Source organism: Paraburkholderia panacisoli, from assembly GCF_008369935.1.
Taxonomy (GTDB): domain Bacteria; phylum Pseudomonadota; class Gammaproteobacteria; order Burkholderiales; family Burkholderiaceae; genus Paraburkholderia; species Paraburkholderia panacisoli.
The window spans coordinates 74506-96723 of the sequence record NZ_VTUZ01000016.1; the positions used below are offsets into that span (position 1 = coordinate 74506).

16 protein-coding genes and 1 pseudogene are annotated in these 22218 nt (G+C 64.1%); 12 read left to right on the forward strand and 5 right to left on the reverse strand.

From position 1 onward, the window contains the following. The first annotated feature begins 288 nt into the window (after positions 1-288). The 6 genes from FVF58_RS23580 to FVF58_RS23605 all read left to right on the forward strand — a co-directional run bounded on the left by FVF58_RS23580 (position 289) and on the right by FVF58_RS23605 (position 7287). On the forward strand, positions 289-1317 hold the full coding sequence (locus tag FVF58_RS23580; protein WP_149672245.1) for a VTT domain-containing protein: 1029 nt from the start codon (positions 289-291) through the stop codon (positions 1315-1317). A gap of 464 nt (positions 1318-1781) precedes the next feature. Next, positions 1782-2003 (forward strand): hypothetical protein, encoded by a 222-nt coding sequence (locus FVF58_RS52935; RefSeq protein ID WP_246217173.1) that lies wholly within the window; start codon positions 1782-1784, stop codon positions 2001-2003. 299 nt (positions 2004-2302) lie between these two features. Further along, a complete protein-coding gene (locus tag FVF58_RS23590; protein WP_149672246.1) occupies positions 2303-3106 on the forward strand; it encodes a gamma-glutamyl-gamma-aminobutyrate hydrolase family protein in 804 nt (267 codons plus the stop codon). Positions 3107-3139: 33 nt separating this feature from the next. Then, a complete protein-coding gene (locus FVF58_RS23595) occupies positions 3140-4474 on the forward strand; it encodes a glutamine synthetase family protein (protein WP_149672247.1) in 1335 nt (444 codons plus the stop codon). A 69-nt stretch (positions 4475-4543) separates the two neighbouring features. Beyond that, on the forward strand, positions 4544-5992 hold the full coding sequence (locus FVF58_RS23600; protein WP_149672248.1) for an aspartate aminotransferase family protein: 1449 nt from the start codon (positions 4544-4546) through the stop codon (positions 5990-5992). Between the two features lie 284 nt (positions 5993-6276). Then, entirely contained in the window at positions 6277-7287 is a 1011-nt protein-coding gene (locus tag FVF58_RS23605; protein WP_149672249.1) for a DUF2891 domain-containing protein, read from the forward strand. 161 nt (positions 7288-7448) lie between these two features. Here FVF58_RS23605 and FVF58_RS23610 read toward each other — a convergent pair whose 3' ends face one another. Next, positions 7449-7874 (reverse strand): PRC-barrel domain-containing protein, encoded by a 426-nt coding sequence (locus FVF58_RS23610; RefSeq protein WP_149672250.1) that lies wholly within the window; start codon positions 7872-7874, stop codon positions 7449-7451. A gap of 215 nt (positions 7875-8089) precedes the next feature. On the opposite strand from FVF58_RS23610, the gene FVF58_RS23615 reads away from it, so the two are divergent. Both FVF58_RS23615 and FVF58_RS23620 read left to right on the forward strand, forming a co-directional pair. After that, the gene (locus FVF58_RS23615; protein WP_149672251.1) at positions 8090-10456 is read left to right on the forward strand and encodes a DNA polymerase II; all 2367 of its coding nucleotides are present in this window, start codon (positions 8090-8092) and stop codon (positions 10454-10456) included. A 150-nt stretch (positions 10457-10606) separates the two neighbouring features. Further along, the gene (locus FVF58_RS23620; RefSeq protein WP_149672355.1) at positions 10607-11530 is read left to right on the forward strand and encodes an LLM class oxidoreductase; all 924 of its coding nucleotides are present in this window, start codon (positions 10607-10609) and stop codon (positions 11528-11530) included. Positions 11531-11540: 10 nt separating this feature from the next. Here the strand turns inward: FVF58_RS23620 and FVF58_RS23625 are convergent, their stop codons facing one another. From FVF58_RS23625 to FVF58_RS23640, 4 genes are all read right to left on the reverse strand, one after another. After that, complete coding sequence (locus tag FVF58_RS23625) at positions 11541-13007, reverse strand: MFS transporter (RefSeq protein WP_149672252.1); 1467 nt, start codon at positions 13005-13007, stop codon at positions 11541-11543. Between the two features lie 349 nt (positions 13008-13356). After that, a complete protein-coding gene (locus tag FVF58_RS23630) occupies positions 13357-15309 on the reverse strand; it encodes an aconitase family protein (protein WP_149672253.1) in 1953 nt (650 codons plus the stop codon). Positions 15310-15443: 134 nt separating this feature from the next. Further along, positions 15444-16346 (reverse strand): LysR family transcriptional regulator, encoded by a 903-nt coding sequence (locus FVF58_RS23635; RefSeq protein ID WP_149672254.1) that lies wholly within the window; start codon positions 16344-16346, stop codon positions 15444-15446. Positions 16347-16551: 205 nt separating this feature from the next. After that, positions 16552-17289, reverse strand: a complete 738-nt coding sequence (locus tag FVF58_RS23640; protein ID WP_246217174.1) for a 2OG-Fe(II) oxygenase — start codon at positions 17287-17289, stop codon at positions 16552-16554. Positions 17290-17536: 247 nt separating this feature from the next. Between FVF58_RS23640 and FVF58_RS23645 the strand changes: the two genes are divergently transcribed. The 4 genes and pseudogenes from FVF58_RS23645 (at position 17537) to FVF58_RS54235 (ending at position 22050) form a co-directional block, all read left to right on the forward strand. Continuing rightward, positions 17537-18178, forward strand: a complete 642-nt coding sequence (locus FVF58_RS23645) for a DsbA family oxidoreductase (RefSeq protein ID WP_149672255.1) — start codon at positions 17537-17539, stop codon at positions 18176-18178. A gap of 121 nt (positions 18179-18299) precedes the next feature. Beyond that, positions 18300-19075: pseudogene (locus FVF58_RS23650) on the forward strand (bestrophin-like domain). An 876-nt stretch (positions 19076-19951) separates the two neighbouring features. After that, positions 19952-20380 carry a porin gene (locus FVF58_RS23655; RefSeq protein WP_149672256.1) on the forward strand — a complete coding sequence of 143 codons (429 nt, stop codon included), beginning with the start codon at positions 19952-19954 and terminating at the stop codon, positions 20378-20380. Between the two features lie 137 nt (positions 20381-20517). Further along, positions 20518-22050 carry a methyl-accepting chemotaxis protein gene (locus tag FVF58_RS54235; RefSeq protein ID WP_149672257.1) on the forward strand — a complete coding sequence of 511 codons (1533 nt, stop codon included), beginning with the start codon at positions 20518-20520 and terminating at the stop codon, positions 22048-22050. The last annotated feature ends 168 nt before the right edge of the window (positions 22051-22218 follow it).

A 22218-nucleotide genomic window follows, 5' to 3' on the forward strand; every position in this document is an offset into this window, starting at 1 on the left:
ACCGGCGCTGCCCAAGGGCGAGCGCCGGGCGAGGTCAGGAGGCGCCGCCGTCGCTTGCCCATCCCCCGCCATCCAGCAATAATCCCGTCCGCGTGGCGCTCGTCGGTGCGCCCTTTCGCCACTTGTGCTTAAATCCGCTTTCCGCGGCGATGCGTGTACCGTTTCAGTCGACCTGCCGTCGCTGTCGTCCGGGAGCGGAACATGCGGCGTGTTCGTCACACGCCTGTCAATCGCGGGCGATTTCATTTCCGATTTCATTGACTTCTACTGCATCTCAGGAGCGCGGTCGTGTGGCATTTTCCGGTTGCTATCCCACCCTCGCTGGGCGTATGGGCCGTTTTCATGAGCGTGCTCGTCACTCAGCTCGGCTTGCCGATTCCGGCCGCGCCGATGTTGATCTTCGGTGGAACCATGGCCGCCATGGGACAGACCTCGTATATCAACGTCGTAGTCGCCGCGGTGGGCGCGACGCTGATCGCCGACTCGCTGTGGTTCTTCACCGGACGCGCATACGGCCGGCGCCTTTTGAACTACCTGGTGCGCTTCTCGCTGTCGCTGGACACCACCGTGCGCGTCGCGCGCAATACCTATGAACGATACGGCGCGCCGATTCTCACCGTCGCCAAGTTTCTGCCAGGCCTCGGCCTGATCTCCGCGCCTTTGCTCGGCACGACCGCGATCAGCGTGGGCGTGTTTCTATGGTGGGATCTGGTCGGCGCCACGTTGTGGGCCAGCGTGTGGGTGATCGGCGGTGCTGCCTTGCACGCTCAGATCGTGCAACTGGTGCTCCTCGTGCGACAAAACGGCGGCACGATTTTCGATGCGTTCGCGGCGATCTTCGCGGCGGCGCTGCTGTATCGTTGGGTGCGCCGCTTGCAGTTTCGCCGCTGGCTCGCGCACACGCGCATCACGCCGGATCAGCTCGACGCGATGATGAAGTCCAACGACCCGCCGCTGATTCTCGATGCGCGTCCGCCCTGCGTGCGCGCGAAGGAATCGCACCGGATTGCCGGCGCTCGGCCGCTGGATCTCGATTCACCCGACCCGATCCATCCCGGGTTGCTGAAGCGGCCGATCGTCGTCTATTGCGTGTGTCCCAACGAAGCGACCGCCAAGCGCATCGTCAACCAGTTGCATCGCAAGAATATTCATCATATCCGCGCGCTCAAGGGCGGACTCGACGCTTGGGAGAAACGCGGTTATCCCGTGGAGCCCTTGCCGCCCGACTTCAATACCGCAATGGCGCATCTGATCGAGGATAAAGGCAGCAAAGACGAATACACCGTGCGCGCGAGATTGGCGAAGCCGTCGCATTGATCTGCGCGACGATGCGTGGACCGGGCGGCGGCACAGCTGCCGCGCGTGAAGGCTCCCGCCGATGCAGCCATTGCGATGCGGCGGCGCGCGGCCTTCCCTTCCTTCAGACTGAACAAGCATTTTGAATATTTCACGCGCGCATCACCGATTGCGTCGTCAGATAAATCCAGTAAAGCATTCCTAAATATAAACACACCCACGCTCATTCGAAACCAGAGCTAATTTCCCGGCACTATCGGGAAAGTCCCGATCAATCTTTTGCGAAAGGGATTGACTGCCTTATTGGCTCGTATATGCTGGCTATCAGGCAGTCGTCGCGCGGGCGTTGCTGGATGTTTCGTGGTGCAGCGAAATCAGCTCGCGCAGTTCAAGACGATCATCCCGGCGGCCTGTTTCGTTAAACGCCCCGTGCGGATTTCGAATTAGCCGTTCAATGCTTTCTACGTCGCCAGTCGAGTGTAATCGTGAGAGTCCGAGGCCCTTTGGTGAGATGGAATCGCAGTCACGCGAGTGGTCTTCGCGCTGACAGCGCCATCGCCGACGGCAGCAGCGGCAGCCTTGCGTTCCGCCGCTTCCTGTCTGTCTTCCCGATTCTGTCCCGCCGTTCAGTTCGACGTCACAACTCCACTTCCGCACGCGCGTTCATCGCGGTGCGCACAGACGAAGTCGCTTCGCTGCTGCCGTAGCGCCTTCCACTATTTCGCCGTTCGATTCGGTCGCTTGGGCCAGGCATTGGCGTTGGCCTGAGCGCGCGCTTCGCAGCTGCGCGGTGCTGTGCCGCCGGTGCACCTCGTGTGCTTCGTGCACCGCAGATGCGTGGCGCAGCGCCGCGGATGAAATCGAATAGCCCGTTCCGTTAGCACGCGCGGCGCGTCCTCCGTTGACGACGGCCGCCTGCACGACTGCGGCGGCCCTGCGCTGCTTGCGCGCCGTGCTTAACATTTTCCATGTCGCGTCCCGCGAGGCACGCACACGTCTATTCGTTATGCGAAGCAAACCTTTGGTCGGCATCAGCGCCGACAGAACGATGCTCGGAGCCCACCCGTCGCACGGGGTCGGTGAGAAATACATCAGCGCGATCGTGGACGGCTCGCACGCGCTGGCCATGCTGCTGCCCGCGCTCGGCGCGCGTCAGTCCATCGACGACGTGCTGGCGACGGTCGATGGCCTGCTGTTCACCGGCAGCTATTCGAACGTCGAGCCGCACCACTACGGCGGCGATCCTGGCGCGCCGGGCACGCTGCACGACGCCGCGCGCGACGCCACGACGCTGCCGCTCATGCGCGCGGCGCTCGCCGCCGGTGTGCCGGTGTTGGCCGTTTGCCGGGGCTTGCAGGAAATGAACGTGGCATTCGGCGGGACCTTGCATCAAAGCGTTCATACGGTGGCTGGGCTGAACGACCACCGCGAGAACAGGAAAGACGACCTGGACGTGCAATACGCACCGTCGCATTCGATCAGGCTCACCGCAGGCGGCTTGTTGCAGCGGCTCATTGCAGCACCTGCGGGCGCACCGAGCGAAGCGCGCGTGAATTCCTTGCACGGCCAGGGCATCGAACGGCTCGGCGTTGGCCTCACGGTCGAAGCCGTTGCGCCGGACGGGCTGATCGAAGCGGTGAGCGTGAGCGACGCACGCGCCTTCGCGCTGGGTGTGCAGTGGCACCCGGAGTGGAAGCATGCGGACGACGCGCTCTCCACCGCGATCTTTCGCGCGTTCGGCGACGCCTGCCGCGAGCGAATGCGCAAGAGGGCCGGCTGTGGAGCGGCGTTTGCCGCGACGCATGCCTGAGCCTTGCGCGCACCAAAACAGAGAGAACGAATCATGCATGACATCGACGAATTTCTGAAGAAACACCACGTTACCGAAATCGAAGCGATCATTCCGGATATGGCCGGGATCTCGCGCGGCAAGATCATTCCGCGCAGCAAGTTCGAGTCCGGCGAGTCCATGCGCCTGCCGCAGGCGGTGATGATCCAGACCGTCACCGGTGACTATCCGGCGGACGGCTCGCTAACCGGCGTGACCGACCCGGACATGGTGTGCGTGCCCGACGCCAGCACCATTCGCATGATTCCGTGGGCCGTCGATCCGACTGCTCAGGTGATTCACGATTGCGTCCACTTCGACGGCACGCCGGTGGCGATCTCGCCGCGCCGCGTGCTGCGCCGCGTGCTCGAACTCTACAAGGCCAAAGGCTGGAAGCCGGTCATCGCACCCGAGCTGGAGTTCTATCTGGTCGACATGAACCGCGACCCCGACCTGCCGCTGCAACCGCCTATCGGCCGCACGGGTCGTCCGGAGACCGGACGCCAGGCTTACTCGATCGAAGCCGTCAACGAATTCGATCCGCTCTTCGAGGACATCTACGAATACTGCGAGGTACAGGAACTGGAAGTCGACACGCTGATTCACGAGGTAGGCGCCGCGCAGATGGAAATCAACTTCATGCACGGCGATCCGTTGAAGCTCGCCGACAGCGTGTTCCTGTTCAAACGCACGGTGCGCGAAGCGGCGCTGCGCCACAAGATGTACGCAACGTTCATGGCGAAGCCGATGGAAGGCGAACCGGGCTCGGCCATGCACATGCATCAAAGTCTCGTCGACGAGGAAAGCGGCCACAACGTGTTCACCAGCGCCGACGGCAAGCCGACTTCGCTGTTCACGAGCTACATCGCCGGCTTGCAGAAGTACACGCCGGCGCTGATGCCGATCTTCGCGCCGTACATCAACTCGTATCGCCGCCTGTCGCGTTTTATGGCCGCGCCGATCAACGTCGCATGGGGTTACGACAACCGCACCGTGGGCTTCCGCATTCCGCATTCGGGCCCTGCCGCGCGCCGCATCGAAAACCGCATTCCGGGCGTGGACTGCAACCCGTATCTGGCGATCGCCGCCACGCTGGCCGCGGGCTATCTCGGCATGACGCAACAACTCGACGCCACCGAGCCGCTGCTCAGTGACGGCTATGCGTTGCCGTACCAGTTGCCGCGCAATCTCGAAGAAGGCATGACGCTGATGGCCTCATGCGAGCCGATCGCCGAAGTCCTCGGCGACAAGTTCGTCAAAGCCTACCTTGCTCTGAAAGAAACTGAATACGAGGCGTTTTTCCGCGTGATCAGTTCGTGGGAACGCCGGCATTTGCTGCTGCATGTCTGAGGCGGGATTGGAGAAAAGGCCCTGTTTCAAGACTTGATTCGCGAATGCAAACGAAAAAACGGAGGCTGTATGAACTACAGAACGGAAGAAACCGCGTGCGTCCAACCGGTGCAAGCAGCGCAGCCCGCGCAACCCGCCGCGAGCGCACAGGCCGCGCGCAGCACCGCCGAATACCGCACCCTCGACGCCGCGCATCACATCCATCCGTTTTCGGATATGGGCTCGCTCAATCGCAGCGGCAGCCGCGTGATCGTCAAAGCACAAGGCGTGTATCTGTGGGACTCGGAGGGCAACAGGATCATCGACGGGATGGCGGGGCTGTGGTGCGTGAACGTCGGCTATGGCCGCAAGGAACTCGCCGACGCCGCGTACCGGCAAATGCAGGAACTGCCCTACTACAACACCTTCTTCAAGACCACTCACCCGCCGGTCATCGAACTGTCGACGCTGCTCGCGCAGCTGACGCCTGAACCGTTCAATCACTTCTTCTACTGCAACAGCGGCTCGGAAGGCAACGACACCGTGCTGCGCATCGTCCATCAATACTGGGCGACGCAACGCAGGCACGCGAAGAAGATCGTCATCTCGCGCGTGAACGGCTATCACGGTTCGACGATCGCGGGCGGCACGCTGGGCGGCATGAGTTATATGCATGAGCAGATGCCGTCGAAGGTCGAGAACATCGTGCATATCGACCAGCCCTATTTCTTCGGCGAAGCGCAACGCAATCAGACACCAGAAGAATTCGCACTGGCGCGCGCACAGCAGCTCGAAGCGAAGATTCTCGAAATCGGCGCGGACAATGTAGCGGCCTTCATCGGTGAGCCTTTCCAGGGAGCGGGCGGCGTGATTTTCCCGGCTTCGTCGTACTGGCCGGAAATCCAGCGCATCTGCCGCAAATACGACATCCTGCTCGTCGCAGATGAAGTGATCGGCGGCTTCGGCCGCACCGGCGAATGGTTCGCGCATCAGCATTTCGGGTTCGAGCCGGATCTGCTCACGCTCGCGAAGGGCCTGACCAGCGGCTACGTGCCGATGGGCGCGGTCGCCCTGCATGAGCGCGTCGCCCAGGCGATCATCGGCAATGGCGACTTCAATCACGGGCTCACCTACTCCGGCCACCCGGTGGCGGCGGCCGTCGCGCTCGCCAATCTCAAGCTGCTGCGCGACGAGAAGATCATCGAGCGTGTGAAGAACGATACCGGGCCGTACTTCCAGAAAAAACTGCGCGACACCTTTGCCGATCATCCGATCGTCGGCGAGGTTTCCGGTGCGGGTCTGGTGGCCGGACTGCAATTGGCCGAAGACCCGCAATCGCGCAAGCGTTTCGCCAACGGCGGCGAGGTCGGCACGATCTGCCGCGACTTCTGCTTCAACGGCAACCTGATCATGCGCGCCTCCGGCGACAGGATGCTGTTGTCGCCGCCGCTCGTGGTCAGCAGGCCGGAAATCGATGAGGTCGTGTTGAAGGCCAAAGCCGCGATCGACGCAACCGCGCAGCAGTTCGGTATTGCGTGAGCGCAGTTTGCCGGGCGCCGCTGCGCTGAAATGATGCCATGATGAGGCGCAGCGGTGTTCCCTTGCAATTTGAGCTATCCAGCATGACTCGTCATCGCGGCGGCGGCTTGCGCGGCAGTTTGACAACGGTCGCGGCCGCAACCCTGAACATCATGCCGGCTGCGCTGCCGAAGCCAAAAAACCCCAACCGCGCAATCACAGCACGACGCCCGGCCGCTTTACTATTGGCGACCGTCCGCACCATACTGTCATCTTGTCCGTATCCCGCTTCCGAGGAGCCGCCGATGACCGTTCAACTCACTCGCGAAATCGCGTCCCGATTCGCCAATCTCGCGCTCGCTCATCTCACGCGCGAGTATCCGAACAAGCTGACACACTCGCTCGCGGGGCCGCAGGACGTGCAAGGCCCGCGGGCGCTGCATCCGATCTTCTACGGCAGCTACGACTGGCATTCGTGCGTGCACGGCTACTGGCTGATTCTGCATCTGCTGGAGCGCTTTCCCGACCTGCCCGAAGCGCCACGCATCGTCGCGGTGGTCGACGAGCATTTCACCGACGCCAACGTGGCCGGCGAACGCGCATATCTCGATCTGCCGCACAACCGTGGTTTCGAACGGCCATATGGCTGGGCCTGGCTGCTGACACTCAGCGCGCAACTGACGTCGCTAAAGCGCTCCGAAGCGGCGCGCTGGTCAAAAGCTTTTGCACCGCTCACCGCATTCTTCGTCGAACGCTTCGAGGAATTTTTGCCGAAAGCGACCTACCCGCTGCGCGTGGGCACGCATTTCAACATGGCCTTTGCGCTCGCGCTCACGCTGGATTTCGCGCGGCAGACTTCGCGCGACTCGCTCGAAGCGCTGCTCGTGAATACAGCCGAGCGCTGGTTTCTGAACGACGTCGCGTGTCAGGCGTGGGAGCCCGCCGGCGACGAGTTCCTGTCGCCCTCGCTGATGGAGGCGGAATTGATGCGGCGCGTGTTGCCGCCGGCCCAGTTCGTCGACTGGTTCGGACGCTTTCTGCCCGATGTCGGCGCGAAGAAGCCGGCAACGTTGTTCGAGCCGGTCACCGTGACCGACCGCAGCGACGGCAAGATCGCGCATCTGGACGGCCTGAATCTGAGCCGCGCGTGGTGTCAGCGTTCGCTCGCGCGTGCGCTGCCTGCCGGCGATATTCGCCGCACGGTGTTGTTCGATGCGGCCGAGCGTCATCTGCACAGCGCGCTGCCCCATGTAGCCGGCGACTACATGGGCGAGCACTGGCTGGGCACGTTCGCGACGCTTGCGCTGGAGGCCTGAATGCAGTGAAGTGAATGGCTCATTGGGGCTGGGGCGCCGTCAGCGCGAAACGGTTCCCGGCTACCAACCGTTTCGCACCGCCAGCGCCGCTCATTCATTCGCAGCCCAATGAAGAGCGCCGATATCTGCAAACCAGCCGGTGCACGAACCGGCTCCCTGCATTACTGCGCCGTCTTCTTCGGCTTCGGCGGCGCCTGCACCTTGCTGTACTGGAACTGCGGCGTCGCCTTCAATGCCGCCTTGGTCGCGCCGGCCAGATAGAAATTGCCGCCGCGAATATCGAGCGCGGCGATCGGCACCGCCACATCATGCGACGCCACGCCGAGGAAACCACCAGCGGACACGATCGCCGCGGACAGCGAACCGTCGGGCGCGACCACGAGATCAACCACCGTGCCGATCTTCTCGTTCTGGTCGTTGTACACGGCCTTGTTGAGAATGCTCTTCTTCACACTCCAGCCGCTTAGCAGCGCATTCGACTGCTCGACCGTGACGCTCAGCGGTTGCGTGCCGGCGACTTGCGCCTGAGCGCTCGCGCTGGCCGCTGCTGCTACCGCGACTACGACAACCAGTTTGCCCAACGTCATATCGTTCACTCCGTTCTCGGTGGACTTGAACGGCGCATCCTTCGCGCCGAAAGAATCGTTGCAGAGCGATCATACCGATTGCGCGGCGCGGCTGCACTCAGGGCGGGCGGCGCTTCTCTCATTGCCACCGCCCGCCAGCGCACGGCGGTAAAATCGCGCCAGCGACAATGGTCGTCTTAAAGTGGAAGCAAAGGGTGCAAACCAAGGGTACAAGTTTGACTGAGCTTGAGCAGGGTTTCATTTTGACCCGACATTGGCGGGACACGCCCGCCGGCACGGAAATCGATTTCTGGCTGGCAACCGACAGCGGGCCCCGCCACATCCGCCTGCGCCCTCAGCCTTCGGTGGCATTCATTCCCGCCGAACACTGCGAGCGCGCCGAAACGATCCTGCGCCGCGAAGCGCCGCTCGATCTGCGCCCGCTCGAACTGCGCGACTTCCAGCATCGGCCGGTGATGGGGCTTTACTGCCCGCAATACCGGCAACTGACAGGCTTCGAAAAACGCCTGAAGCAAGGCGGCGTCGACGTCTACGAAGCCGACATCTTCCCCCCTGAGCGCTACATGATGGAGCGCTTCATCACCGCGCCGGTGTGGTTCGGCGGCGAGCCGCAGCGCAGCGGGCCGCTGTTGAACAGCGAGTTGAAGCCGGCCACCGGCTATCGCCCGCCGTTGAAGCTGGTCTCGCTCGACCTCGAAACCAGCGCGCACGCCGAGCTTTATTCGATTGCGCTCGAAGGCTGTGGACAGCGCCAGGTCTACATGCTCGGCCCGCCGAACGGCGACGCGAGCGCACTCGACTTCGACCTCGAATACTGCGAAACCCGTGCACAGTTGCTCGAAAAACTGAACCTGTGGATGGAGCGGCACGACCCCGATGCGATCATCGGCTGGAATCTGGTGCAGTTCGATCTGCGCGTGCTGCAGCAGCATGCCGAGCAATATCGCGTGCCGCTGCGGCTCGGCCGCGGCGGTGCGGTGATGGAGTGGCGCGAGCATGGTCTCACGCGCAATCACTTCTTTGCAGGCGCCGCTGGGCGTTTGATCATCGACGGCATCGAGGCGCTGCGCTCCGCGACGTGGAGCTTCCCGTCGTTCAGTCTCGAACACGTGGCGCGCGCGATGCTGGGCGAAGGCAAGTCGATCGACAACCCGTATCAGCGCATGGATGAAATCCAGCGCCGCTTCGACGAGGACAAGCCCGCGCTCGCGCAGTACAACCTGAAGGATTGCGAGCTGGTCACGCGCATCTTTGCGAAGACGGAACTGCTGCCGTTCCTGCTGGAGCGCGCCACTGTGACCGGCTTGCCTGCGGATCGCAGCGGCGGATCGGTCGCGGCGTTTACGCATCTGTACATGCCCCGCATGCATCGGCAAGGCTTCGTCTCGCCCAATCTCGGCGATGTCGCCGGCGCCGCGAGCCCCGGCGGCTTCGTGATGGATTCGCGCCCCGGCCTGTACGATTCGGTGCTCGTGCTCGACTACAAGAGCCTGTATCCGTCGATCATCCGCACGTTTCTGATCGACCCCGTGGGTCTCGTCGAAGGCATGCTGAACCCCGCCGACGACCAGTCGGTGCCGGGCTTTCTCGGCGCCCGCTTCTCACGTACGCGCCATTGTCTGCCGTCGATCGTCGCGCAGGTATGGCAAGGCCGCGAGGCGGCCAAACGCGAGCACGACAAGCCGCTTTCGCAAGCGCTGAAAATCATCATGAACGCCTTTTACGGCGTGCTCGGTTCCACCGGTTGCCGCTTTTTCGATCCGCGCCTCGCGTCGTCGATCACGATGCGCGGCCACGAAATCATGCACACCACGCGCGAGCTGATTCAGGCAGAAGGTTACGAGGTCATCTACGGCGACACGGACTCCACCTTCGTGTGGCTCAAACACGCGCACAGCGAGGAAGAAGCCGCTCGCATCGGCCGCGCGCTGGTCGACCATATCAACGCTTGGTGGCGGCAGAACCTGCAAACGCGCTTCGGGCTCGACAGCGCGCTCGAATTACAATTCGAGCGGCACTACCGGCGCTTTTTCATGCCGACGATTCGCGGCGCCGAAGAAGGCAGCAAGAAACGCTATGCGGGACTCACCGTGTTGCCGGACGGCGGCGAGGAGATCGTCTACAAAGGACTCGAAACGGTGCGCACGGACTGGACGCCGCTCGCGCAGCAGTTCCAGCAGGAGCTGTACCGGCGCATTTTCAAGCAGCAGCCGTATCAGGACTACGTGCGCGACTATGTGCGCGACACGCTCGAAGGCAAGCTCGACGATCAGCTCGTGTATCGCAAGCGCCTGCGCCGGCCACTCGGCGATTATGAGCGCAACGTGCCGCCCCACGTGCGCGCGGCGCGCGTCGCCGACGAGTTCAACCGGGCCCAGGGACGCCCGCTGCAATACCAGAACGGCGGCTGGATCAGCTACGTGATGACGGTCGCCGGTCCCGAGCCGCTGGAGACGCTGCGCTCGGCAATCGACTACGAACACTATCTGACGCGGCAATTGCAGCCCGTCGCCGATGCCATCCTGCCGCTGCTGCGCGATGACTTCACGACGCTGATGTCGGGGCAGAGGCAGCTGTTCTGACGCGGTGCTAGCATCGGGGCTGATGCCAATCGATCAACCAGGGCGACCAGGACGCTTGCATTGACGGGGCGGGACTGCCCTACGCGAAGGAGTCGAACGTTGCGAAAGCCGGAGACCGCGAGCGGCCAGCAGGACCATGCGCAAATCACCATGAACCGCGTATTCGCAAACGATGCGCTGAGTATCGGACTCACGCTCCCGATGTTGCGCACCGGCACTGTGGTCGCCGATTTCGACGAGCAGTTGGTCCTCGCGCGACGTGCGGACGAACGCGGCTTGCGCGCGCTCTGGGTCCGCGACGTGCCGTTGAACAGCGCCGACTATCCCGACCCGGTCGGGCATCTCGACCCGTGGGCATTGCTCGGCGCGCTCGCGGTGCACACTCAGCGTATCGCGCTCGCGAGCGGCGCGATCGTGCTCACGCTGCGTCATCCGTTGCATATCGCCAAGGCAGCGCTGTCCGTGAACATGCTCAGTCACGCACGCTTCATTCTGGGGCTCGGCTCGGGCGACCGTCCGCCGGAATATGCGGCATTCGGCGCGCAGTCGGACGAGCGGCGCGAGCTGTATCGACGTCACTGGGAAACCCTGGCGGCTGCGCTCGGCAAGCCGCCCCACGTGATTCCCGACCGGGCGCCCGAAGGCGCGCCAAGCTTCGAACTACTGCCCGCGAGCGCGGACACGGTGCCGCTGCTGGCCGTGGGCTCAGGCGGCCAGAGCGTCGACTGGATCGCGCGGCATTCGCTGGGGTGGATGACTTATCACCGCGAGCCCGAAGCGCAGCGCGCCCGATACGGCATGTGGCGCGCCGCCGTCGAGCGCGCGGCGCCCGACGCCTTTCGCGCGTTCGGCGTGGCGATGCGGCTCGACTTGAGCGACGATCCGCATGAGCCGGCGCAGCCCGTTGCGCTCGGCTACCGGACCGGCCGGCACGCCTTGATCGGCATCCTCGACGCGCTACGCGCCGGCGGAACCCATCACGTGACGTTCAATCTCGCGACGCAGCGCGCTGCCGCCGACGTCATCGATGAACTGGCGCGCGACGTGTTGCCCCAATTCCACTCGGTCCCATAGCGCCACGCGCCTACTTCGAAATCTTCTCCAGCTCCAGGCCTTTGGTGCGCGGTCCCATCAAGCCGATCGCCAGCATCACGATCAGCATCGCGCCGGCGATGAACACGAACACGCCGGTCGTGCCGAATTGCTTCAACACGGCAGCAATCAGAAAGGCCGTGAAAATAGCCGAAAAGCGGCTCCACGAATAGACGAAACCCACCGCGCGCGCACGGATGCTGGTCGGAAAGAGTTCGGTCTGATACGCGTGGTAGCTGTACGAAATGATATTGCCCGCGAGCGTCAGACATACGCCGAGACTCACCAGCAACACCGCACCCGACGCCTGGCTGAACCACAGCCCGCAGACGATGTTCACGCCGGCCATCACCACGATCACCGTCTTGCGCTCGAAGCGGTCGCCGATAAAGAGGCCGATCACCGGTCCGAGCGGCGCAGCCAGCGCGATCACGCTCGAATACATCAGGCTCGTCGTGATCGTGATGCCCTGCTTGATCAATAGCGTCGGCACCCAGTTCGCGAAGCCGTAGAAGCCCACCGTCTGGAAGATGTTGAAGAGGGTCATCATCGCTGTGCGGCTGCGGTACGGCGGCACCCACATATCGCGGAAGCTGCCGCGCGGCGCAACCGGCACCGGCGGCGCGGGCGGCGGCAGCTCGCGGCCGTATTCACTGCGCACTTTCGCTTCGAGCGCGCTCATCACGCGATCGGCTTCCGCCAGGCGCCCCTGCTGCGCAAGCCAACGCGGGCTTTCCGGCAACGCGCGGCGAATCCACCAGACGAACAGCGCGCCGTGCGCGCCGATCAGCACCACCCAGCGCCAGCCGTCCAGACCGAACAGCGTGCGCGGCACCAGCAGATAAGAAAGAAACGCGACCACCGGCACCGCCGTGAAGCCGACTGCCTGCTCGCACGCGAACGCGCGGCCGCGAATCTGCTTGGGCACCAGCTCGGAGATGTATGTGCCGATCGTCACCAGTTCGACGCCGATGCCGACGCCCGCGACGAAGCGCCAGAAGTTCAGACCGGTGGCCGTTTCCTGGAAGGCCATCACGACGTTTGCGGCCGTATACCAAAGCAGCGAATACGTGAACACGGCGCGGCGTCCGAAGCGATCCGCCAGGAAGCCGCACGCGATCGTGCCGATAAAGAGCCCGCTGAACAACGCGGCGATGAAGCTCGCGACGCCGGTCGATCCGAACAGGCCGCGCGTGGTCGCGCTCAGCAGTCCGCTCTTGACGAGGCCCGGCGCGACGTAGCCGGAATACAGCAGATCGTAGAGTTCGAAGAAGAAGCCGAGGCTCAGCAGCACCACCAGCTTCCAGATGGAGCGGGTAGCGGGCAGGCGGTCGAGGCGTGCCGAAATGCTGCCGGCGTCGAGTAAGGCGGTGTTGGCTGTTGTGTTGTCTTTCGTGGCTGGGTATGCCGCGTCGCGGCCGCCGTGCGTGACGGAGCTCGCGTGATCTGGGGGTGCCATGTTGTTTGTCTCCTGTGTCGACCGGAGTTAGCGCTTTAGCGCTTACTCCGGTCCCATGCAACGCAGTTGCGCGTCGACCGGAGTTAGCGCTTCAGCGCTGACTCCGGTTCCATGCAACGTAGTGGCGCGTCGACTGGAGTTAGCGCTTCAGCGCTGACTCCGGTCCCATGCAACCTAGTGGCCCGTCGACCGGAGTAAGCGCTTCAGCCCTTACTCCAGTCCCATGCAAGCCAGTTGCTGGTGATACTAGCCAAAAGCGAGCCTCACCAAGTCCACTCGGATGCCGGCCTCCGATACTTTCGCGCGACGCACGCCCCACGATGCCGGCCCCCAGGGTCCGGCCAGCATTCTAGCCGCGCGCACGCTTCAATTGTTCAAACGTGGTGATTTTTCCAGCCAACGCGCTGGCCGCCACCGTATACGGGCTCGCGAGCCAGACATTCCCCGGCCCCGAGCGGCCCGGGAAATTGCGGTTGATCGCGCTAATCGTCACGTCGCTCGCATCGGCCGATTGCCCCGGACCGCAATTCGCGCACGACCCGCAGCCCGGCATCACGAGCGTCACGCCCGCACGTTCGAAGACCGGCAAATAGCCTTGCGCCTCGCAATACGCTCGCACCGCCATGGTGCCGAATTGCAGGTAAAGACGTGTGCCCGCGGGCACCTGCATGCCCTGCTCGACGCCCCAGCGCAGCACCTCGTGATAGAAATCGAAGTCCTCGCGCTTGCCCGCCGTGCACGAGCCGCCGTATGCGATATTGATCGCCACATCCTCTTCCAGTTGCGGTGCCGGCACGCCGTTGCCGGGGTCGCCCGGACGCGCGAGCATCGGTTCGATCCCGCCGGCGTCGATACGGATCGTGTCGTGATAGGCCGCGCCGGCGTCGCTTTTCATCCAGCTTTCCAGCGTGAAATCGACACCGCGCCGCTCCTTCAGGAACGCCACCGTGCGCTCGTCCGGCTCCACGATGCCGGTGAAGCCGCCCAGTTCCGCGACCATGTTGGTCAAGGTCGCGCGCTCGTCGATCGACATCGCGCGCACCGCCGCGCCGCCGTATTCGAATACGAGGCCGATCGCGCCGCCCGAGCGGATTGCGTCCATGTGCAGCAGATGCAGCACCACGTCCTTCGCGGTCACGCCGTCGCGCAAGCTACCGTCGATTTCGATACGCAGCGTCTGCGCCACCTTGCAACGCACGTAGCCCGTCACCCAGCTATTGGCGATGTCGGTCGCGCCCGCGCCGAACGCGAGGCAGCCGAGCGCGCCCGAATGCGGCGTATGCGAATCGGTGCCGCACGCGACCTCGCCCGGCAATACATACTGCTCGGCCATCAGCGCGTGACAAATGCCTTCGGAACCCAGCATGGAGTCGAGCGCGCCGTGCGAGCGCACCGGGTAGTCGCGCGAGAACGACGTGTGACCTTCCATCAGATTCGCGACGCCCGGCAACAGACCGTCGCGCACGTGCGGAATGCTCTGCGGCGCCAGCACGAGGTGGTCCTGAAACGCGATGATGTGATCCGGCGCGTGCAACGGCGCGGGTTTGCCGAACGCGCGATGCATCAGGTGCGCGCACATGCCGGTGAAGTAGTCGTGGCTGAAGCGCCAGTCAGCGGCGATGAACACGCCGTCGCCGCGCTCTGCGTGCGCGATGCCCGGGTGCAGGTGGCGTTCGATGATCTTTTCGACCAGCGTCCTGGGCTCGGCGGCTTGCGCGCCATTGCCTGCATGGTCGCGCACACGCGGCGCGGGCCAGTCCGCGAACCGGCTGTACGCCAGCAGCCCGCCGCTGCGAATGATCTGCTGCGTGAGCGCGTCGCGGCCTTTGAGAAACTCGTCGATCGGCACCGCTTCGCCTGCGATCAGACGATCGAGCACGGAGAAATCGGTGGTCGTGAGAATGCCGATGTTGTCGCAGTTCTGCTGATAGATACGCTCGAAGCTCTCCGCGACGATCAGCCGGATGCCCGCCGACAACTCCGCCAGCGGACTCGATTCACGCGACGAGCCCTTGCCATAGCGCTTGCCCGCCACCGTCACCTGGAAGCCGCCGTCCTTCACCGCATTGCGGCCGATCGGCATGCGCTCGCCCGCCTTGAAGCCGACATACGGATACTGTTCGAGGCGTTCGTCGTAGGTGAGCATCACGGTCACCGGCGTGATCTCGTCGGTGGACACGTTATCGCGCAGCGCGCCGGCCGTGGCGCGCGTGAAATTCCTGCCGGCGAGTTGCGCGTCCATCACCGCGGGGTCCTGGGACAGGTACAGCACGCGGCCGTCCAGACGAATCGTGTCGCTCATCAATGCATCCTCCTTCGCGCTTACTATACGGCGCGCAAGGCCGATGCCGAAGTGCCGGTGCGGCAACGCAGCCGTCTCGGTTGGCGAGTGCTCGCGAGCCCGGGGTTGCGATGAGTCGCCTCGCGCGCGGCGCGCTAGGGCTGACTGCCGAGAAACCCGACCAGCGCCGCCGCGCTCGCGCTCAACTGCTCGCGCGCCTTGAAGATCATGATGAGGCGGCGCGCGGCCCACGCATCGGTCAACGACAGCAGGCGCACGTCGAGCGCATTCACGTACAGCAGCCCGACCTGCTCGGGCACGATCGCGATGCCGAGCCCGGCGTGCACCATCCGGCACAGCGCGTCGAGACTGCTGACGCGCATCCGTACGTCGAGCTGCCGCCCCGCACTGCCCGCCTCCTGCGCGAGCAGACGCGTCAGCGCGCTCTCGCTGCGCAGCCCGACGAAGCGGTCTTCAAGCAATTCGCCGAACGCCACGCGCGGCGCGCCGGCGAGCCGGTGGCCGCCCGGCACCAGCACCGCGAGCCGGTCCTGCCGGTACGGCACCTGCTCGAACGCTTCGCTGCCGGCGACCGGATTGCAGATGCCGAAGTCCGCGCCGTGCTCGTCGACGATACGCAGCACGTCGGCGCTGTTCTCCTCTTCCAGTTCGATCGACACCTCGGGGAACGCGCGCCCGAACGCGGCCACGTCTTCCGGCAGAAACTGCACGATCGACGACAGATTCGCGACCACCCGCACGCGTCCTTTCGCGCCCGACGAAAAGCGCGACAACTCCGCGCTCATCTGCTCGATATTGCCGATGATCGCCAGCGCGTAGCGCAACACGGTCTCGCCGACCGGCGTCACGGTGATGCCGCGCGACTGGCGCTGGATCACCGGCAAGCCGATCATCGCCTCGATCTCGGCGATGCGCCGGCTCACGGCGGACGACGCGATGAACTCGCGCTCGGCCGCCCGCGCGATGTTGCGCTCCTGGCACACGGCGACGAACAGGCGCAGCGAAGTGAGGTCGAGTTTCTTGAGGAGGTTTTCCATGATGTCGGTCGGCGCTCGGTTGCCCCCAGGTTCCCCCTAGGTCTCCCGATTGTGACGCGGGTCGCGGAATTCGCCAAAGCCGGCGGCGGTGGCTGGCGAATGATATGCCGCCCGTGCGGTTCATGCCACTCGTCCCATATCGAGCAACGCAGACGATGGCGGCCCGCAATCGCTCGCGCGGCGACGCGTCGATTTTGCGGCCAACTCACAACGCGTCATGGAAGATGACACCCACCGTATACCGCCGTCCCGAGCGCAAGCGGCTCACGCCGTGCCGCAGCTTGACGCGATACGGACCTCGCGCTCCCTCTACCGGCCGGCTGTTCACCGTGAACACGACCGCATCGCCCTTCGCGAGCGGCACCACCTCGGCGCGCGACTGCATTCGCGGACGCTGCTCCGTCATGACGAACTCGCCGCCCGTAAAATCCCGCCCCGGTTCCGACAGCAAAATGGCGACCTGAAGCGGAAACACATGTTCGCCGTAAAGATCCTGGTGCAGGCAGTTGTAATCGCCCTCGCCGTATTGCAGGATCAGCGGCGTCGGACGGACCTGTCCGGCGTCATGGCAGCGGTCGATAAAATCCGCGTGCTTCGGCGGATAGCGCACGTCGATGCCCATCGCTTCATTCCACCGGTTCGCCACCGGCACCAGATGCGGATACATCACCGTGCGCAATTGGCCAATCATGTCCGGCAACGGATAGTCGAAGTACTTGTATTCGCCGCGCCCAAAACCATGACGCGCCATGACGACCCGGCTTCGAAACAGATCGTCGCGTGAATAGAGCGCCGCCAGCGCGTCGCATTCGGGCGGCGTCACGAGTTGCGGCACCGCGGCGCATCCGTAGCGGTCGAGATCCTGTTCGATACCCGCCCAGTCAAGCGCATCGATCCGTTGCGCGATCGTCGCGGGCATCGTGACGACGGCGGCCTTCGCCATATATGAACTCATACTTGCGTGGCGGCTGCGCTCGCAGCCGGCTCCTGGAATGTGGTTGGACCGAAACAGTGTACGGGCGCGGCGCAAACAAAACACTCCGGGTCTTGCGGTCCAATTCAGTGGTGCTTGCACTTCTGCAGCAAGAAGCATGCGATCCTGCAGGAGTTGCCGATTCAGGCTACGCTGTCGGCCTCAGTTGCGCCCGTCTCATGCGGGTCGCGCACGTGCCATTCCCGTAAGGACAGCAATGAAACAAGCGCTCACCATCGATTTTGTCTCCGATATCGCGTGCCCATGGTGCGCAATCGGCCTCTCTTCGCTGCAACTCGCGCTAACGCGTCTTGCCGACACCGTCGATGCGCAGATCACCGTGCATCCGTTCGAGCTGAACCCGCAGATGGGTCCGGACGGCGAAGCCATTGTCGACTATCTCGGCAAGAAGTACGGCCGCACGCCGGCGCAGATCGCCGAGACGCAGGCCATGATCCGCGAGCGCGGCGCGAGCGTCGGCTTTGACTTCGGCCCGCGCACGCGGGTCTACAACACGTTCGATGCGCACCGCCTGCTGCATTGGGCGGGCATCCAAGGCGCGCAGTTGCCGCTCAAACTCGCGCTGCTGCGGGCTTATCATTCCGAGGGCAAAGACCCGAGCAATCAGGACGTGCTGATCGAAGCCGCGCAATCCGTGGGACTCGACGCCGCCGCAGCGCGCGACGTGCTCACGAGCGGCGCGTATGCCGACGAGGTGCGCGCGGAAGAACAGAACAATCAGGAGATGGGCATCCAGTCGGTGCCCGCTATCATCTTCAACCGTCGGTATCTCGTGACCGGCGGGCAACCGGTCGAGCAGTTCGTGAAGGTCATCGAGCAGGTTCTGGCCGGGCAATAGCATGTGACGGCGGTGGTTTAGCGTGTGCCTTCGGCGCCGGGCGGCGGACGCTCCCGTGTCCTCCGCGCCGGCCGCGGGCCGACGCCGCCGGTTGAAGAAACTCTGTCACTGGAGGCAACGCATGGCAGCACTTCTCGACTCCCCGGCTGTCCTGTTTCTTTCGCTTCTCGTGCTTTTTATCGCCGCCACGGCCTTCGGCGCATTCATTCTCAGACGCCACGCGCCGCTGCCCGATGAAGAACGGGACGACTTCAGCGTGGTGCAGACCTCGACCTTGACCTTGCTGGCTCTGCTCATCGGCTTCAGTCTTTCGATGGCGGTCAACCGCTACGACCAGCGCAAAAGTCTCGAAGAGAACGAAGCCAACGCGATCGGCACTCAATATGCGCGGGCCGATCTGGTGGACGCGCCCATTGGTGCGCAGATGAAGACCGCGCTGGTCCGCTTCGCGCAATTGAGACTGGCCAACTATTACGCCCGGGATACCCAGGAGCTTGCACGCATCGGCCGCGAGACCGCGCAAATGGAATCCGATCTCTGGCAACTGGTGACTCAGGCGGCGAGAGACAAGCCGACGCCCATCTCCGCCATCGTCGCAACCGGCATGAACGATGTGCTCAATTCTCAGGACTACTCCGAGGCCGCGCGCATCAACCGCATACCGACCGGCGCGTGGATTCTGATGATCGTGATCGCACTGCTCGCCTGCACCGTACAGGTTACGGCGCCAAGGGCAGACTGCGCCGCGGCTTGCTCGTTGTCGTGCTGCCCGTGACGGTGTCGCTCTCACTCGCTTTCATCGCGGACATTGACAGTCCGCGCGGCGGGCTCATTCGCATTCAGCCGCAGAATCTCACCAGGCATCTTCAATCGCTAGGGCATCCCACTGGTCGGTAACGCGCGTCGCGCGGCGCTAGCGGCCGTGTCTTGGGGGCGGCTTGGTCAATGAGCCGCCTTCGCGTTCAGCTCGGGCATGACCGAATCGCGCCCGACTGCAAGCGCCGCCACCGCTTTCAAACCAGATTCGATGCGGTCCTGAATCGCCATCTCCGCGCACTGCCCCGCGTGCTCACATGGCCACTCGGGCGCACGCCCCGCATCATGCAACTCCCCACCTTGGGCCGGAAAACTGGTAATCCGGCTCCATGTCCCGCAAGCACCGCCCTTTCACACCATGCAAGCGCGCAGACACCAAGCGCACGCCGACCAATTAACAAAAGTGCCATTGAATCTAACTTTTATGTAGGGACGTGCAAGCCATCCTCAAATATCGTTAGCCTATGGAGATAAAACGTCCGGCACAGGTGCTCATATCCGGCCGTCGGCAAGCATTGCGCACAAGGAGAGGCATTGATCACAAAAGACCCGCTCAAGATCGCAGCCGTTCGGCGCGCGCCCCTGCCAGGCGTGCGCAACCGCTCTATTCCCGTCGATACAACGCAGGTTGCCTCGCGCAGCAGCGCGTATGAGACGCAGTCGGCATGGTGAGTTGCGTGCGCAGCGCAATGCGCTCCATTTCATCGGGAAGCATGCGCTCGCGTCAAGTCACCCGTTCATGGCCGGCCCGGCCTGTTTCGTGTCCTCGTCGGGCTAGGTAAATACAGAACCGAAGCACAAGTTGCGGGCGTGCTGAGCACGCACTCTGATTCCGTTCGGCATCCATTGCGCGTTCTCCTCTCGACAATCCGATCGGAGAGCCAGGGGTTTTTGCGCCGCGGAAAACCTGCATGCCCGAACGAGACGTTTCGATAATTACGTATAGATATGGAGACTATGAGAAAACTGCTCATCTTTGCCACCGCCGTTGCATCGGCAAGTGTTCTCGACACTGCCCATGCCAAGTCGTCGGTCACGCTGTACGGCGTCATCGACAACGGCATCGAATATCAGAACGACGGTGCGGGCTCCGTGGTCCGCGCGTCACCCGGCGGACTCTCCGCGACCGTGTACGGCCTGAAGGGCCAGGAAGATATCGGCGGCGGTCTTTACGTCAATTTCCAGTTGGAACAGGGCTTTTCCGCAGTGAACGGCCAGGCGTCGAATCCCGCAGCCTTCAACCGGCTGGCTTGGGTCGGCGTCTCAGGCGGCTTCGGCGAGGTGCGCGTCCGCCGGCTTCATCCAGAACCGCAATCGCGCGCAGTTCACGCTCAACGGCACCGAGTATTCGGGTATCGCGGTGGAGCCGGGCTCCAACGGTTCTGATGCCGCCATTGCCGCGGTCGCTCGCACGACGCAACGCGTGGAGACCCAACACGGCACGAATAGCGCCGCTGATCCGATGGTGCGGCGTACCGTTTCGCTGGCGCAGCGCACGCCAGTCCTACTACACAGGTTAAACCATGAAACTGGTCCATCAACTCCCGCTCGCGTTGGGCGTCACGTTGCTGATCGCATCGGCGGCGGGACTCTTCGGCGTGTTCCAGATGAACGATGTCGCCAACACGTACCGGCAGCTCATCGAAGTGGATGGCGCTCACGCGCGCCAGGTGTCCGACGCGCTGATCGCGTTCAAGAACCAGGTGCAGAACGGCAAGGACATCCTGCTGCGCGGCAAGGACCCGAGGCTGCTCGACAAGTACTGGAGCGCCTTCGAGAAATACGAGCGGGACTCGCAGGCCGCCACGGTAAAACTCTCGCTCGAACTGCCGCCCGGCGACGCCCGTTCGAAGATCGTGCGCTTTAACGCACTCCACAAGGAGATGGGGCAGGCATACCGCAAGGCACTCGAACAGTTCAAGGCGTCGGGCTTCGACACCGCCGTCGGCGACGCAGCGATGGACGGCATCGACCGCGAGCCGGTGATCCTGCTGCGTGAAGCCGGCAGCAGGATCGCCGAGCAGACGGGCACGGCCATCGGCGAGGCCACGCAGAAGCAGCAGCACGCGATCCTCGCGAGCTTGGGCGCGATGGTGCTCACCGTGCTGGCGGGTCTGGCCGGCGCCGTGACGTTCTCGCGCTCGATCACGCGCAAGCTCGGCGGCGAGCCCGACGACGCCCGCGAAGCCGCGCGCCAGATCGCGACCGGCAATCTCGGCGTCGACCTGCACGTGCGCCCCGGCGACACGCATAGCCTGATGGCGGCCATGAAGGCGATGGCCGACTCGCTCGCGCGCATCGTCGGGCAGGTGCGCAGCAGCAGCGACTCCATCGCGACCGGCTCGGCGCAGATCGCGGCCGGCAACGCCGACCTCAGCCAACGCACCGAGGAACAGGCGAGTGCGTTGCAGGAAACCGCCGCGGCGAAGGAAGAGCTCAGCGCCACTGTCAGGCAGACCGCCGACAACGCGCGGGAAGCCAGCGAGCTGGCCGCCGGTGCGTCGTCGATCGCATTGAAGGGGGGCGACGTGGTGGGCCAGGTCGTCGAGACGATGAAGGGCATCAACGAGAGTTCGCGCAAGATTGGCGACATCATCGGCATCATCGACGGCATCGCGGCGCAGACCAACATCCTCGCGCTCAACGCGGCGGTCGAAGCGGCCCGCGCCGGCGGACAGGGCCGCGGCTTCGCGGTGGTCGCCACCGAAGTGCGCAGCCTCGCGCAGCGTAGCGCGCAGGCCGCGCGCGAGATCCAGGCGCTGATCGCGGCCAGCGTCGAGCGGGTCGGTCACGGCAACGCACTCGTCGACGAAGCGGGCACGACGATGACGCAGATCGTCGGCGCGATTCAGCGCGTGAGCTGCATCGTCGGCGAGATCAGCACGGCGAGCGCGGAGCAGAGCACCGGCGTCGAGCAGGTCGGCGAAGCGGTGGGCCAGATGGATCAGACGACCCAGCAGAACGCCGCACTGGTCGAGCAGAGCGCCGCAGCGGCCGAGAGCCTGCGGCAGCAGGCGGCGCGGCTGGTCGATTCGGTGGCGCAGTTCCGGCTTTGACGGGGGTGGCGCAAAGCGCGTCGATCACGTGTCGATAACTTCGCACAGCGCCGCCCCAATTCAATAATGCGCCGCGAATAAATCGGCAAACCAGGCCGCGCGAGCATCGCGGCGCGAGTTCACACTCGTCCACCATTGCACTCTCGCGCGGCAAGCGGCTCCCAGCAC